This is a genomic window from Bacillus sp. PK3-037 (genome assembly GCF_054161355.1).
This window is the reverse complement of the sequence record NZ_CP096408.1, coordinates 2486650-2500967: the sequence shown is the minus strand read 5'-3', so window position 1 is coordinate 2500967 and position 14318 is coordinate 2486650. Positions and strand designations below refer to the sequence as shown.

Annotated in this window: 16 protein-coding genes, 1 riboswitch and 1 other annotated feature; all 16 genes read left to right on the top strand. The window is 44.2% G+C overall.

Annotation, left to right across the window (positions count from 1 at the left end; all coding sequences use genetic code 11):
- The first annotated feature begins 47 nt into the window (after nt 1-47).
- The 16 genes from sigE (at nt 48) to pyrR (ending at nt 14143) form a co-directional block, all read left to right on the top strand.
- On the top strand, nt 48-767 hold the full coding sequence (gene sigE / locus M1D69_RS12740) for an RNA polymerase sporulation sigma factor SigE (protein WP_024121327.1): 720 nt from the start codon (nt 48-50) through the stop codon (nt 765-767).
- 139 nt (nt 768-906) lie between these two features.
- Nucleotides 907-1689, top strand: a complete 783-nt coding sequence (gene sigG / locus M1D69_RS12735; protein ID WP_010334169.1) for an RNA polymerase sporulation sigma factor SigG — start codon at nt 907-909, stop codon at nt 1687-1689.
- A gap of 156 nt (nt 1690-1845) precedes the next feature.
- The gene (locus tag M1D69_RS12730; RefSeq protein WP_458105890.1) at nt 1846-2640 is read left to right on the top strand and encodes an ABC transporter ATP-binding protein; all 795 of its coding nucleotides are present in this window, start codon (nt 1846-1848) and stop codon (nt 2638-2640) included.
- Nucleotides 2641-2648: 8 nt separating this feature from the next.
- A riboswitch (TPP riboswitch) is annotated at nt 2649-2751 on the top strand.
- A gap of 91 nt (nt 2752-2842) precedes the next feature.
- A complete protein-coding gene (locus tag M1D69_RS12725) occupies nt 2843-4123 on the top strand; it encodes an acetylornithine deacetylase (RefSeq protein ID WP_458105891.1) in 1281 nt (426 codons plus the stop codon).
- Nucleotides 4124-4205: 82 nt separating this feature from the next.
- Complete coding sequence (locus tag M1D69_RS12720) at nt 4206-4451, top strand: YlmC/YmxH family sporulation protein (RefSeq protein WP_010334173.1); 246 nt, start codon at nt 4206-4208, stop codon at nt 4449-4451.
- Between the two features lie 161 nt (nt 4452-4612).
- Nucleotides 4613-5449: a peptidoglycan editing factor PgeF gene (gene pgeF / locus M1D69_RS12715; RefSeq protein ID WP_458105892.1), complete on the top strand. Its 837-nt coding sequence runs from the start codon at nt 4613-4615 to the stop codon at nt 5447-5449.
- A 6-nt stretch (nt 5450-5455) separates the two neighbouring features.
- Entirely contained in the window at nt 5456-6148 is a 693-nt protein-coding gene (locus M1D69_RS12710) for a YggS family pyridoxal phosphate-dependent enzyme (RefSeq protein ID WP_458105893.1), read from the top strand.
- A complete protein-coding gene (gene sepF, locus M1D69_RS12705) occupies nt 6145-6597 on the top strand; it encodes a cell division protein SepF (RefSeq protein ID WP_024121333.1) in 453 nt (150 codons plus the stop codon). The genes M1D69_RS12710 and sepF overlap by 4 nt, the downstream gene beginning before the upstream one ends.
- 6 nt (nt 6598-6603) lie before the next feature.
- Nucleotides 6604-6876, top strand: coding sequence for a YggT family protein (locus M1D69_RS12700; protein ID WP_003221463.1), 273 nt, complete (start codon nt 6604-6606; stop codon nt 6874-6876).
- A gap of 61 nt (nt 6877-6937) precedes the next feature.
- Nucleotides 6938-7711 (top strand): YlmH family RNA-binding protein, encoded by a 774-nt coding sequence (locus M1D69_RS12695; RefSeq protein ID WP_248336803.1) that lies wholly within the window; start codon nt 6938-6940, stop codon nt 7709-7711.
- A 94-nt stretch (nt 7712-7805) separates the two neighbouring features.
- Nucleotides 7806-8300, top strand: a complete 495-nt coding sequence (gene divIVA, locus M1D69_RS12690; RefSeq protein WP_010334179.1) for a septum site-determining protein DivIVA — start codon at nt 7806-7808, stop codon at nt 8298-8300.
- A 62-nt stretch (nt 8301-8362) separates the two neighbouring features.
- Nucleotides 8363-8590, top strand: a binding site (T-box leader).
- Between the two features lie 51 nt (nt 8591-8641).
- Nucleotides 8642-11407: an isoleucine--tRNA ligase gene (gene ileS / locus M1D69_RS12685; RefSeq protein WP_458105894.1), complete on the top strand. Its 2766-nt coding sequence runs from the start codon at nt 8642-8644 to the stop codon at nt 11405-11407.
- Between the two features lie 144 nt (nt 11408-11551).
- Nucleotides 11552-11926, top strand: a complete 375-nt coding sequence (gene ylyA / locus M1D69_RS12680) for a sporulation-related RNA polymerase-binding protein YlyA (protein WP_458105895.1) — start codon at nt 11552-11554, stop codon at nt 11924-11926.
- Nucleotides 11927-12036: 110 nt separating this feature from the next.
- On the top strand, nt 12037-12501 hold the full coding sequence (gene lspA / locus M1D69_RS12675; RefSeq protein ID WP_010334181.1) for a signal peptidase II: 465 nt from the start codon (nt 12037-12039) through the stop codon (nt 12499-12501).
- A gap of 1 nt (nt 12502) precedes the next feature.
- Nucleotides 12503-13414, top strand: coding sequence for an RluA family pseudouridine synthase (locus M1D69_RS12670; RefSeq protein WP_024121337.1), 912 nt, complete (start codon nt 12503-12505; stop codon nt 13412-13414).
- Nucleotides 13415-13597: 183 nt separating this feature from the next.
- Nucleotides 13598-14143, top strand: coding sequence for a bifunctional pyrimidine operon transcriptional regulator/uracil phosphoribosyltransferase (gene pyrR, locus M1D69_RS12665; RefSeq protein WP_024121338.1), 546 nt, complete (start codon nt 13598-13600; stop codon nt 14141-14143).
- Nucleotides 14144-14318: the final 175 nt, after the last annotated feature.

Genomic DNA, 14318 nt, shown 5'->3' with positions numbered 1-14318 from the left:
GTTACTTATCATACTCATAAGACGTGACATTTAGAAGGGAGAGGAAGATGAAAAAACTTAAATTGCGGTTGACGCACCTCTGGTATAAGCTGCTGATGAAACTGGGCTTAAAAAGCGATGAAGTGTATTACATAGGCGGGAGTGAAGCTTTACCGCCGCCATTATCAAAAGACGAGGAGCAGGTTCTATTAATGAAGCTCCCAAGCGGCGACCAGGCGGCCCGTGCTATTTTGATCGAACGCAACCTGCGGCTTGTCGTCTATATCGCACGGAAATTTGAAAACACGGGAATTAATATTGAAGATTTAATCAGCATAGGCACCATTGGTTTAATCAAAGCTGTGAATACCTTCAATCCGGAAAAGAAAATCAAGCTGGCTACATATGCCTCTCGCTGTATTGAGAATGAGATCCTGATGTATTTAAGGAGAAACAACAAAATCCGTTCAGAAGTTTCTTTTGATGAACCGCTTAATATTGATTGGGACGGCAATGAGCTTCTGCTTTCTGATGTGCTGGGCACGGATGACGACATCATCACAAAGGACATTGAAGCAAATGTGGATAAAAAGCTTCTAAAAAAAGCGCTCGAACAGTTAAATGAGAGGGAGAAACAAATCATGGAACTGCGTTTTGGGCTTGTCGGCGAAGAGGAAAAGACCCAAAAGGATGTTGCGGATATGATGGGGATTTCCCAATCCTATATTTCCCGTCTGGAAAAAAGAATCATTAAAAGATTGCGAAAAGAATTCAACAAAATGGTGTAAAAAATTTTTGCGGGTTAATCCCTTGATTCTACAAGGATTTCCCAATTATGACTATTTTTCGGTTTGAGTGCAGTGCATATTTTTCCCACCCGAGGAGATACTTAACGTTGTACAGCAGCTCCTGTAGGGAGGGAAAAAAGTGTCGAGAAATAAAGTCGAAATCTGCGGGGTGGATACCTCCAAATTACCCGTACTCAAGAATGAAGAGATGAGAAAGCTGTTTAGGCAATTGCAGGACGAAGGTGATGATTCAGCCAGAGAAAAGCTTGTAAACGGGAACTTGCGTCTTGTCTTAAGTGTCATTCAAAGATTTAATAACAGAGGGGAGTATGTTGATGACTTATTTCAAGTCGGCTGCATCGGACTAATGAAATCCATTGATAATTTTGATCTAAGCCACAATGTTAAGTTTTCAACATACGCTGTACCTATGATTATCGGAGAAATCCGCAGGTATTTGCGCGATAATAACCCGATACGTGTCTCGAGATCACTCAGGGATATCGCATATAAGGCACTTCAGGTAAGAGAGCGGTTAATCAGTGAGACAAGCAAGGAGCCGACGGCAGAGGATATCGCCAAAGTTCTTGAAGTACCGCACGAAGAAATCGTGTTCGCACTCGACGCCATTCAAGATCCGGTATCTCTTTTTGAACCGATCTACAATGACGGCGGAGATCCGATTTATGTCATGGATCAAATCAGTGATGAACGCAACAAAGATACACAATGGATTGAAGAGCTGGCTTTGAAAGAAGGCATGAGAAGACTGAACGAGAGGGAAAAAATGATTTTAAGAAAACGGTTCTTCCAAGGAAAAACGCAAATGGAAGTAGCTGAAGAAATCGGCATTTCCCAGGCACAGGTGTCCAGACTGGAAAAGGCAGCAATTAAACAAATGAATAAGAATATTCATCAATAGCATGCACGCCGAAAGCCTTTAAAACAATTTCTGTTTTAAAGGCTTTTCTATTTGGAAACGAGCGGTTTACGTTTTCGAAAAAGTAAGGTATCCTAGTCCGTACACAGTTTTGTGAAAATTAAAATAATTATTCGGCTTGGAAAGAGGAGGACCACAATGATTTTGCAGCTTGACAATGTCTCACTAAAACGGAATGGAAAATGGATACTAAAGGATATTCACTGGAAAGTAGAAGAAAAGGAGAATTGGGTGCTTTACGGATTAAACGGAGCTGGGAAGACCGCGCTGTTAAATATGTTATGCTCTTACTATTTTCCGACAGCAGGCGAGATGCAGGTGCTTGGTCATGTATTCGGAAAAACGGAGCTGGGAGATAAACTCAGACGAAAAATCGGCCTTGTCTCAGCGGGTCTTCAGCAAAAATTGTATCCGGCAGATTCAGCTTTTGAAATTGCTCTAAGCGGGGCATATGCTTCGATTGGCTTGTATGAAACACCAAGTGCGGAAATCAGAGAAAAAGCGATTGCCCTGCTCGAGGACTTAGGAGCCATTGATTATGCCGACCGCCGCTACGAAACTCTTTCTCAGGGAGAGAAACAAAGAGCTTTAATCGCAAGAGCGCTAATGGCTGATCCGGAGCTGCTTATACTGGACGAACCAGTTACAGGACTTGATTTTATCGCCCGGGAAAAACTGTTAGATACGATTACGCACATTGCAAGCAGGGAAAATGCGCCGTCTATTCTTTATGTTACACATCATGCGGAAGAAATTTTGCCGATTTTTGATAAAGCCCTCTTGTTAAAAAAGGGAAAAGTTTTTAGGTCAGGACAAATGAAAGACATGCTGACAGACGAATCACTTTCTTCTTTTTTTGATACGCCGATCCGTGTATTCTGGAATCAGGATCGCCCGTTTTTAACAAGAGCTGAGCCGGTGACAAATGCATAACAACATACGATTCATCCTGGGGGTGCTTTCGAAGCTGAGAGAGACGCTTGTCTCAACCCTTATTGACCTGATCTGGATCATACCAGCGGAGGGAAGCGGTGAAAAAAGCGGAGAATGCAGCAGCTTGCACTCTGCTTTCTTTATTAAGCCGTTTCATGAATATGAAACGGCTTTTTTCTTATTAAAAATAGGAGCGGATAACATGATTGATCAAGTAGAGTCTTTACTAAAAAAAGCGGAAGAACAAAAGGACGAGCTCATTGAGCTTGCGAAAACGCTGATTTCTTTTAAAACACCGGCGCCGCCTGCGAGAAATACAGACAGCATCCAAACATGGATTGCGCAGTTTTTGCTTGAACGGGGCTTTTCCATCGACAAATGGGACGTTTATCCAGGAGATCCCAATGTTGTGGGTGTTTTAAAAGGAACAAATTCAGCCGCCTATCAAAGTTTAATCATCAATGGGCATGTCGATGTGGCAGAGGTAAAAGAGGGCGAGGACTGGGTGCATGACCCATTTTGCCCCAGTGAGAAAAACGGTTTCTTAATCGGCCGGGGCGCTTCAGATATGAAAGGCGGAATGGCCTGTGTGCTGTTTGCTTTAAAGCTGATTCGTGAAGCGGGCGTTGAGCTCCCGGGCGATTTGATTCTGCAATCGGTCATCGGGGAGGAAGTCGGAGAGGCCGGCACGCTTGAATGCTGCAAAAAGGGCTATCACGCAGACTTTGCAGTTGTGGCGGATACGAGCGATATGCATATTCAAGGCCAAGGCGGAGTGATTACAGGCTGGATCGAAATAAAAAGCAATCAAACGTTTCACGATGGAACAAGACGGAATATGATCCACGCTGGCGGAGGAACATTCGGGGCGAGCGCAATCGAAAAAATGGCAAAAATCATTTCTGGACTCGGTGAGCTGGAGCGACATTGGGCCATTATGAAAAGCTATCCCGGCTTTACCCCCGGTACAAACACCATTAATCCCGCTGTTATAGAAGGAGGCAGACATGCGGCCTTTATAGCGGATGAGTGCCGATTATGGATTACCGTCCATTTTTATCCCAATGAAACGCATGAAGAAGTGGCTGCTGAAATAGAAGATTACATCAACAGGCTGAGTGACAGTGATATTTGGCTGAGGGAAAACCGTCCTGTCTTCAAATGGGGAGGCTCTTCAATGATTGAAGAAAGAGGCGAAATTTTTCCGGCCTTGGAAGTTGATCCGGCTCATCCCGGCGTTTTAGCCCTTACGGCGTCACACGAGGAGATCAAACGGGACCGCCCCGTCATTGACGTTTCTCAAACCGTAACAGATGGGGGATGGCTTTATAATGCCGGTATTCCAAGCGTGATATACGGACCGGGCGATTTATATAATGCTCATGCCGTTAATGAAGAGGTATCGATTAAGCAGCTCGTAGATTATACGAAAATCATGCTCACGTTCATCATAAGATGGTGCAGCCGCAAAAAAGAACAATGATCATGAAAATTTCTCCTTGCTGACAAGGTTCAGCCCGCCCGTTCATATACTAGAAAAAAGGACCGAAAAAGGACGTGATGGGATGATCAGCATTTCAGAATTTCAAGTAAAGGATGTCGTCAATGTCTCTAACGGAAAAAAATTAGGGAGCATCGGTGATATTGATATCAATGTCACCACAGGAAAAATTCAGGCGATTATACTAGGGGGAAATGGAAAAGTTCTCGGTTTTTTTGGAAAGGAAGAGGAAATGGTCATTCCTTGGCGAAATATAGTTAAAATCGGAGAAGATGTCATTTTAGTCCGATTAAGTGAATCCCATGCTTAACCTGCTTTTTTGCCGCTGATTGTCAAATGCCGGAAGTCTGAACTCTTCCGGCACATTTCATTTATGAAATATGTAAATCGGCGCTAAACGAATGCAGAAAGATGTGGTAAAATAAGTGGGAAATTACGCCTTATAAATGTTTGTCGAAAGGTTGGATCATCATGAATACATATCACCCATTCAGTCTCACCACCCCCTCGACACTCATGATACAAGACTGGAAACAAACGAATCAAAACGATGCGGAAGTCATTGCTGGGTTTACTACGAAAAACGGCGGTGTCAGCCAAAAACCTTTTGAGTCGTTAAATACAGGATTGCACGTTCATGACAAAGATGCAGATGTGGTTAAAAATCGTGAATATATAGCCGATATGTTTAATATTGATTTGCAGTCTTGGGTATTTGCTGACCAGACACACGACAATCGCGTCCAAAAAGTGACGCAGAGGGATAGGGGAAAAGGCGCCCGTGAGTATCACTCAGCTTTTAAAGCAACAGACGGGCTCTATACAAATGATAAAAATGTATTTTTGGCATTATGCTTTGCTGATTGTGTGCCTCTATTCTTTTTCGATCCGGTGAAATCGCTTGTCGGGATCGCTCATGCCGGATGGAAAGGCACGGTCAAACAGATTGGCAGAGAAATGGTGAAGCAATGGACCGAACAGGAGGGCTCGACGCTTTCTGATATATACGCTGTTGTCGGACCGTCTATCTGCGGTGCGTGCTATACGGTAGATGACCGTGTGATGAATGCTGTCCGCGCATTGCCGTTTTCAGCAGATCGCGCCGTGAATCAGACGGGGCAGGGGCAGTATCAGCTTGACCTGAAAGAGCTGAACCGACTCATACTGATCGACAGCGGTTTGGCAAATGAGCAGATTTCTGTCAGCGGTTTATGTACGGAAAGTGAGCCGTCACTTTTCTTTTCCCATCGGCGAGATCAGGGGAAAACAGGACGGATGATGTCCTTTATCGGAATGAAGGAGGCATAAAAGATCTTGCGTGTTGTTGAAAATTTACGACATATAAACGAACGAATAAACGAAGCATGTAACAGATCGGGCCGCAGATCCGATGAAGTTACGGTTATTGCAGTCACAAAATATGTGTCGCCTGAAAGAGCACAGGAGGCGGTCGATGCAGGCATCACGTGCCTCGGAGAGAACCGGGACGCCGAACTGCTTCGCAAACAGGAAATCATGAAAGGAAATCCGGAATGGCATTTTATCGGCAGCCTTCAATCAAGAAAAGTAAAAGCTGTCGTCAATTCTGTTTCCTATATTCATTCCCTGGACCGGCTTTCATTAGCGAAAGAAATTGAAAAACGGGCTGAAGGTGCTGTCCAATGCTTTGTGCAGGTCAATACCTCGCTTGAGCCCTCTAAACACGGCATGAATAAAGAAGAAGTGATACCATTCATACAGGAGCTTTCCAGCTTTGACAACATTGTTGTGGCCGGACTGATGACAATGGCTCCGCTGACTGATGACCAAGATGAGATTAGAAGCTGTTTCCGAACACTTAGAGAACTTCGTGATCAGGTTCAAGAGCTGAAACAGCCGAACGCTCCGTGTACAGAACTGTCGATGGGCATGTCAAATGATTTTGAAATCGCGATTGAAGAAGGGGCTACTTATATTAGAATCGGCTCATCGTTAGTCGGAAATGAAACAGGGGGTGTACAGCAATGAGTATGAAAAATAAACTGAAAAACTTTTTCTCAATGGATGAAGAAGAATACGAATACGAATATATTGAAACTGAGCGGGATTCTCATGAAGAACAGGAACAAAAAGAAAAACCTGCTTATAATGCTGGTAAACCAGCAGCCAAACAGAATGTAGTAAGCTTGCAAAGTGTTCAGAAATCCTCTAAAGTGGTGTTGAGTGAGCCGCGCGTTTATGCGGAGGCGCAGGAAATAGCCGACCATCTGAAGAACAGGCGGGCAGTTGTCGTCAATCTTCAGCGGATACAGCATGACCAGGCGAAACGGATTGTTGACTTTTTAAGCGGCACCGTTTATGCCATTGGCGGCGATATCCAAAGAATCGGTTCAGATATTTTCCTATGCACGCCTGACAACGTAGATGTTTCAGGCACAATTTCTGAGCTCATATCTGAAGACGATCAGAGGTGGTAAAGCGAGATGATCCTTTATCAAGTTTTTTCGGTTTTAAGCTTATTAATTACAATATACTCATTTGCCCTGATCATATATATTTTTATGTCATGGGTGCCGAGTACGAGGGAAACAGCAGTCGGACGGTTTTTAGCGTCGATCTGTGAACCATATCTCGAGCCATTCAGAAAAATCATCCCTCCAATTGCAATGCTGGATATCTCGCCAATCGTGGCCATTCTTGTGCTGCGGTTTGCAACAACCGGCTTATGGGGGCTTTATCGCATGATTGCGTTTTAAGGTGACAGTTTGATAGGGGGCTTGGCAGCAGCCAAGCCTCTTTACATAGAAGGGAAAGACGATGAGCGATATTTATCAGCACTTCAGAAAAGAAGAGCGTGCCTTTATCGATCAGGCGCTCGAATGGAAAAGAATTGTCCAGGAGCAGTACCGGATGAAGCTGACCGATTTTTTAGATCCCCGGGAACAGGTCATTCTCGCTGCGGTCACGGGACAGGCAGATGTAGGACTGGCTTTTTCCGGCGGCTATGACAGAGCGGAGCGAAAACGGGCCATTTTATATCCTGAGTACATCACGCCGGAAGAATCGGATTTTGAGCTTCAGGCGTTTGACGTTCGCTATGCTGAAAAATTTGTGACGGTTGATCACCGGTCTCTCCTTGGTTCATTAATGGGAATCGGTCTGAAACGGCAAAAGTTTGGCGATTTAGTGTTTTCAGAGACGGCGGTGCAAATCATTGTCTCAGCTGATACAGCCGATTTTGTTGCGGCACAGCTTACCCAAGCCGGAAAAGCCGCAGTCAAGCTTGAGAAAATTGACTTGTCAGACCTTGAAATTCCTGCATTAGATGTCGAAATAAGAGATGACACCGTTTCTTCTTTAAGGCTTGACGCGGTCTGCGCCTCTATGAGCAGGCAATCACGCCAGAAATCACAAACGCTGGTGAAAAACGGTCTCGTAAAAGTGAACTGGAAGGTTGTTGAAGACCCTTCTTACCAGGTTGCTGAAGGGGATATGCTCTCTATCAGGGGCTTTGGCCGCTGCAGCCTGACAAAAATCGAAGGGAAAACCAAAAAAGACAAGTGGAGAGTCACGTTTGAACGACAAAAATAGTCGGTTTTTCAGTTTTTTTCTCCATCTGTGCGAAATTTGTTTTATAATGTGAACTAGATAACCGTACTGAAATGTAAAAAATGGAGGTGGCATCATGCCATTAACGCCGAATGATATTCACAACAAGACGTTTACAAAAAGTTTTCGCGGATATGATGAAGACGAGGTAAATGAATTCTTAAGTCAAGTCAGAAAAGATTACGAAATTGTTCTCCGAAAAAAAACAGAGCTAGAAGCGAAAGTCAATGAGCTCGATGAAAGAATCGGACACTTTGCCAACATTGAAGAAACGCTGAATAAATCGATTCTGGTTGCCCAAGAAGCAGCTGAGGACGTAAAGCGCAATTCTCAAAAGGAAGCAAAGCTGATTGTTCGGGAAGCGGAGAAAAACGCTGATCGCATCATCAACGAATCTTTATCAAAATCAAGAAAAATCGCAATGGAAATCGAAGAGCTGAAAAAACAGTCTAAAGTGTTCAGAACACGTTTCCAAATGCTGATTGAAGCGCAGCTTGATCTTCTGAAAAATGACGATTGGGATCATTTGCTTGAGTATGAAGTCGACGCTGTGTTTGAGGAAAAGGAATAAATTCTCTGATTACCTTGACATTTTCTTAGCTTGTCGAATATAATACGTTCATAAATTCAGATGAAAAGACGGTTGAAAGGGACAGTCATGTTTCCATCATGCCTTCATAGCGACCCGGAGATGGTGAAAGTCCGGGATGGCCGGAATCATGTAGATCAGCCCTTAAGTTTCCTTTCTGAACTCACAGTAGGTTAGGACGTTCATCACGTTACGATGCTCGAGAGGAAAAAGCGTAAGCCTGGCTTTTTCTAAAAGGGTGGTACCGCGAGATAAGCTTTCTCGTCCCTTATGGGATGAGAGGGCTTTTTTTATTTTCTGAAAAAATTGGTGGAGGAATGAAAATGGATTACAAAGACACGCTCTTAATGCCGAAAACAGATTTTCCGATGCGAGGCAACTTGCCGAACCGTGAGCCTGACATGCAAAAGAAATGGGAGGAGCAGGATATCTACAGTCTAGTACAGGAACGGACGAAAGACCGCCCTAAATTTGTTTTACATGACGGGCCTCCGTACGCAAACGGCGATATCCACATGGGCCACGCGCTTAACAAAATTTTAAAGGACTTCATCGTCCGCTACAAATCAATGAGCGGGTACAACGCACCGTATGTACCGGGCTGGGATACACACGGGTTGCCGATTGAAACAGCTCTTACAAAAAACAAAAAAGTGAACCGCAAAGAAATGTCAGTAGCTGAATTCCGCAAGCTATGCGAAGAATATGCATGGAAGCAAATTGAGGGTCAGCGTGAGCAATTCAAGCGTCTTGGAGTCCGCGGCGACTGGGAAAATCCATATGTGACACTAAAACCGGAATATGAAGCGCAGCAAATCCGCGTTTTCGGTGAAATGGCAAAACGAGGCTACATTTATAAAGGCCTTAAACCGGTTAACTGGTCACCTTCAAGTGAGTCTGCTTTAGCTGAAGCGGAAATCGAATATCAAGACAAACGCTCAGCATCTATTTACGTTGCGTTTGGCGTGAAAGACGGAAAAGGCGTGCTTGAAAACGGCGAGCGCATCATCATTTGGACAACAACGCCTTGGACGATTCCTGCAAACCTCGGCATTTCAGTTCATCCTGATCTGGAATACAGCGTGATTGCAGTCGGTGATGACCGCTTTGTTGTAGCAAGTGCACTGGTTGAAGCTGTAGCTTCTGCATGCGGCTTTGAGCAATATGAAGTGACAAGAACGATCAAAGGGAAAGAACTCGAAAATATTATCGCTGAACACCCGCTATACGGCAGAGATTCACTCGTTATGCTTGGCGATCACGTGACAACTGACGCCGGAACAGGCTGTGTTCATACAGCACCGGGACATGGGGAAGATGACTTTATCATTGGCCAAAAATACGGCTTAGACGTCCTTTGTCCGGTTGATGAAAAAGGTGTGATGACAAGCGAAGCTCCTGGCTTTGAAGGTATGTTCTATGATGATGCAAACAAAGTGATCACACAGCAGCTCGAAGAAAAAGGCGCGCTCGTGAAGCTTGAATTCATTACACACTCCTATCCGCACGATTGGAGAACAAAGAAGCCAACCATTTTCAGAGCAACTGCGCAATGGTTTGCGTCTATTAAAGATTTCAGATCAGACCTGCTTCAATCCATTAAAGAAACCAAATGGGTTCCTGAATGGGGCGAGCAGCGTTTGCACAACATGGTTCGTGACCGCGGAGACTGGTGTATTTCCAGACAGCGTGCATGGGGTGTGCCGATTCCGGTATTTTATGCTGAAAACGGCGAGCCAATCATCACAGATGAAACGATTGAGCACGTTTCAGAATTGTTTAGACAACATGGCTCAAACATTTGGTTTGAAAAAGAAGCGAAGGATCTTCTTCCGGAAGGCTTTACGCATCCTGGAAGCCCGAACGGCACTTTTACAAAAGAACAGGACATCATGGATGTTTGGTTTGATTCTGGTTCTTCCCACCAAGCGGTGCTTGAAGAACGCGAGGATCTCGTTCGGCCGGCTGACTTATACCTTGAAGGCTCTGACCAATACCGGGGCTGGTTTAACTCATCTCTATCAACAGCAGTAGCCGTAACAGGAAAAGCGCCATATAAAGGTGTGCTCAGCCATGGGTTCGCACTGGATGGAGAAGGACGAAAAATGAGTAAATCCATCGGTAACGTCGTCGTTCCAGCAAAAGTCATGAAACAGCTTGGCGCCGACATTTTGAGATTATGGGTGTCTTCTGTTGACTACCAGGCGGATGTTCGCGTGTCTGATGCGATTCTGAAGCAGGTTGCTGAAGTATACCGTAAAATCCGCAACACGTTCCGTTTCCTTCACGGCAACCTGTTCGATTTTGATCCAAAAACAAACGCGGTGGCTGTTGAAGATCTTCGTGAAGTCGATCAGTATATGCTGGTTAAGCTAAACAAACTGATTGATAAAGTGAAAAAAGCGTACGACGAGTACGAGTTTGCGGTTGTGTATCACAGCATCCATAATTTCTGTACAATTGAATTAAGCTCATTCTATCTGGATTTCGCTAAGGATATTGTATACATTGAGCATGCGGATCATCCGGATAGACGCAGCATGCAGACTGTATTCTATGAAACGCTGCTTGCGTTAGTGAAGCTTACAGCACCGATTCTGCCTCATACCGCTGACGAATTATGGTCTCATTTAACATTCGTTGATGAGCAGAGCGTTCAGCTGACAGACATGCCGGAAACGATTGCGGTTCCAAACAGCGAAGCGACAGAAGATAAGTTTGACCGTTTTATGTCTCTTCGTGATGATGTGCTAAAAGCGTTAGAAACAGCGCGAAATGAAAAAATCATCGGTAAATCATTGGAAGCAAGCCTGAAATTGTATCCGAATAAAGAAAACAAAGAGCTATTAGCTTCTATTAAAGAAAATCTTTCTCAGCTGTTTATTGTTTCTGAATTAACCATCAGCGAAGAAAATGAAGCGCCAAACGATGCACAAAGCTTTGAGACAGGGAAAATCACTGTCGAGAAAGCTGAAGGCGAAATGTGTGAGAGATCCCGTGTGATTTCTAAAGATGTAGGTGCGAACCCGAAATATCCTACATTGTCACTGCGCAACGCTGAAATCGTTGAAAAGTATTATCAGAACTAATGAAAAGAGCCCGGCGCAAAAGCCGGGCCTTTTTTTGTGCCAAGAGTGACATCGTTTAGAATGGCAGGAAAAATCTTATGGGCTTTAGATCATCATTCACAGGTAACAATATAGGTATTACGTTAAGAGCAGGAGTTGTGATGAATGAATGATCAACTGACCGCAATTTATACGGAACTTCTTCTGATGAAAGAAGAATTACAGTCGAGATTATTTGAGTATTCTTGCTTTCAGGTTTCAACAAGCCCGCAAGCAGCAATCAATCATAAACAAAAAGCAACTCTGATCTATCATATTAAAGAAGAGCTTCAAGACGTTCTTCTCGCATTGTCGAAAATTGAGGACGGCACATTCGGATACTGTGAAGAAACTGGAGCTCCCATTCCTCTTTCAAAGCTGGCTGTGCTGCCGACAGCGCGAACAGCAAATGATTTTCTGTATTCAGTCCAATTTGAAAAAAAAACACTTCCTCTGTGGAAACCAACTGATATTGAATATGATCAGGCGCTGTATGAATAACAGCGCCTCTCCGATTAAGTCTGTATAGAGGCTGATATTTCTTTACTCCAGTGCTTTTTATTGATAAAATGCATAATGGACTAAAGTAACCGTATAATGGAGGAACGTTTGTGCTGTATTACGTTATCGCACTACTTATTATCGCAGCTGATCAACTGACAAAATGGCTTGTCGTCAAGAACATGGAACTTGGACAAAGCATACCGATTATTGATCAGGTATTCTATATCACCTCCCATCGCAATACGGGTGCGGCGTGGGGGATATTAGCCGGTCAGATGTGGTTTTTCTACCTCATCACAACTGCAGTCATTATTGGTATTGTTTATTACATACAGCGTTATACGAAAGGGCAAAAGCTTCTTGGTGTTTCCCTTGGACTCATGCTTGGCGGCGCCATCGGCAATTTTATCGATCGGGCTGTCAGACAGGAAGTGGTGGATTTTATCCATGTCATTATCGTCAATTACAATTACCCGATTTTTAATATCGCAGACTCTTCATTATGTGTCGGCGTAATGCTTTTATTTATACAAATGCTGTTGGACAGCGGGAAAAAGAAGAAGGAGCAATAGCATGAATCAATTTGACATAACCGCTTCAGAAGAACAAAAAAGTGAGCGGATTGATAAATTTCTGGCATCGACTGAAAATGGTTGGTCGAGAACCCAGGTGCAGCTATGGGTGAAGGACGGACAAGTTGTCGTGAACGGAAGCCCTGTAAAATCGAATTATAAAATTCAGCCGGGGGATCAGGTGACTGTCACTGTGCCTGAGCCTGAAGCGCTCGACGTGCTGGCAGAACCTATGGATCTGGATATTTACTATGAAGATCAGGATGTGCTGGTCGTCAATAAACCTCGCGGAATGGTTGTGCACCCAGCTCCCGGGCATCTTACGGGTACACTTGTAAACGGCCTTATGGCTCATTGTACGGACTTATCCGGAATAAATGGTGTGATGCGTCCGGGGATCGTCCATAGAATCGATAAGGACACGTCTGGCTTATTAATGGTGGCGAAGAATGATATGGCGCACGAGTCACTTGTAAACCAATTGGTCAACAAAACGGTTACGCGGAAATATACAGCAGTTGTCCATGGGCTTATTTCTCACGATGACGGTACAATTGATGCGCCGATCGGGCGGGATAAGAAAGACCGGCAAAGCATGACTGTAACACGTGATGGAAAAAACGCCGTCACTCATTTTCATGTTCTTGACCGCTTCCAGGAGTTTACGCTTGTGGAATGCCAGCTTGAAACAGGAAGAACGCACCAAATCCGTGTGCATATGAAGTATATCGGATTCCCGTTAGCGGGAGATCCGAAATATGGGCCGAGAAAAACGATCGATTTTAACGGACAGGCGCTTCATGCCGGAATTTTAGGTTTTCAGCATCCGCGCACTGACGAATATATCGAATTTGAGGCACCGCTTCCTGATGATATGTCTGCTTTAATCGAAAATCTGAGAAAAACCCGTTGACAGGGCATCTCTTTTCTGAAATAATAAACGAAGCTGAATAGATTCTTTAAAACAGTCCAGAGAGGCTGAGAAGGATAACGGATTGACGGGATACGTGTATATGCACGCACCTTGTCCTAAAACCCCTCTCTGCCAATGGCAAGAGGGGTTTTTTCTTCTAAATGAACTGTGAGGTGTCACATAATGAATCAAAAAGCTGTCATTCTCGACGAACAGGCAATCAGACGTGCGCTGACCAGAATTGCTCACGAAATGATTGAACGCAATAAAGGAATGAACAACTGCATCCTTGTCGGTATCAAGACAAGAGGCATTTACTTGGCAAAACGCCTCGCCGAGCGGATTGAACAGATTGAAGGGAATCCTGTAACGGTTGGAGAAATTGATATCACCCTTTACAGAGATGATCTATCCAAAAAAACGAGCAATGAAGAACCGCTTGTGAAAGGTGCAGATATACCGGTAGACATCACAGATCAAAAAGTAATTGTCGTAGATGATGTTCTTTACACAGGAAGAACGGTCAGAGCCGCAATGGACGCCCTTGTCGATGTAGGCAGACCTTCCTCAATTCAACTGGCTGTGCTTGTTGACAGAGGACACAGAGAACTGCCGATCCGAGCAGATTACATCGGGAAAAACATCCCGACTTCAAAAGCTGAAAAGGTTATGGTTCAGCTTGATGAGGTTGACAAAAACGATCTCGTCGCCATTTATGAAAATGAATAATGTATCACCTTTTTAAACGCAATCCAGAGAGGTTGCAAAGAGGTGCACAGCGAAGCCCCGAAAGTATGCGGCCGGTCTTTGTATGCCTCTTTGCGTAAAAATAGCAAAGAGGTTTTTTTATACAGTTATTAAGTCATCCTAATATGAAAAGTCATCCATCAATCAGGGGGAAAAT

Bases quoted from the DNA above. Each gene is read 5' to 3' on its own strand.
- ileS (WP_458105894.1), top strand. From the start codon at position 8,642: ATGGATTACAAAGACACGCTCTTAATGCCGAAAACAGATTTTCCGATG.
- M1D69_RS12730 (WP_458105890.1), top strand. From the start codon at position 1,846: ATGATTTTGCAGCTTGACAATGTCTCACTAAAACGGAATGGAAAATGG.
- M1D69_RS12725 (WP_458105891.1), top strand. From the start codon at position 2,843: ATGATTGATCAAGTAGAGTCTTTACTAAAAAAAGCGGAAGAACAAAAG.
- sepF (WP_024121333.1), top strand. From the start codon at position 6,145: ATGAGTATGAAAAATAAACTGAAAAACTTTTTCTCAATGGATGAAGAA.
- pyrR (WP_024121338.1), top strand. From the start codon at position 13,598: ATGAATCAAAAAGCTGTCATTCTCGACGAACAGGCAATCAGACGTGCG.
- divIVA (WP_010334179.1), top strand. From the start codon at position 7,806: ATGCCATTAACGCCGAATGATATTCACAACAAGACGTTTACAAAAAGT.
- M1D69_RS12720 (WP_010334173.1), top strand. From the start codon at position 4,206: ATGATCAGCATTTCAGAATTTCAAGTAAAGGATGTCGTCAATGTCTCT.
- M1D69_RS12700 (WP_003221463.1), top strand. From the start codon at position 6,604: ATGATCCTTTATCAAGTTTTTTCGGTTTTAAGCTTATTAATTACAATA.
- pgeF (WP_458105892.1), top strand. From the start codon at position 4,613: ATGAATACATATCACCCATTCAGTCTCACCACCCCCTCGACACTCATG.
- ylyA (WP_458105895.1), top strand. From the start codon at position 11,552: ATGAATGATCAACTGACCGCAATTTATACGGAACTTCTTCTGATGAAA.
- M1D69_RS12695 (WP_248336803.1), top strand. From the start codon at position 6,938: ATGAGCGATATTTATCAGCACTTCAGAAAAGAAGAGCGTGCCTTTATC.
- sigE (WP_024121327.1), top strand. From the start codon at position 48: ATGAAAAAACTTAAATTGCGGTTGACGCACCTCTGGTATAAGCTGCTG.
- M1D69_RS12670 (WP_024121337.1), top strand. From the start codon at position 12,503: ATGAATCAATTTGACATAACCGCTTCAGAAGAACAAAAAAGTGAGCGG.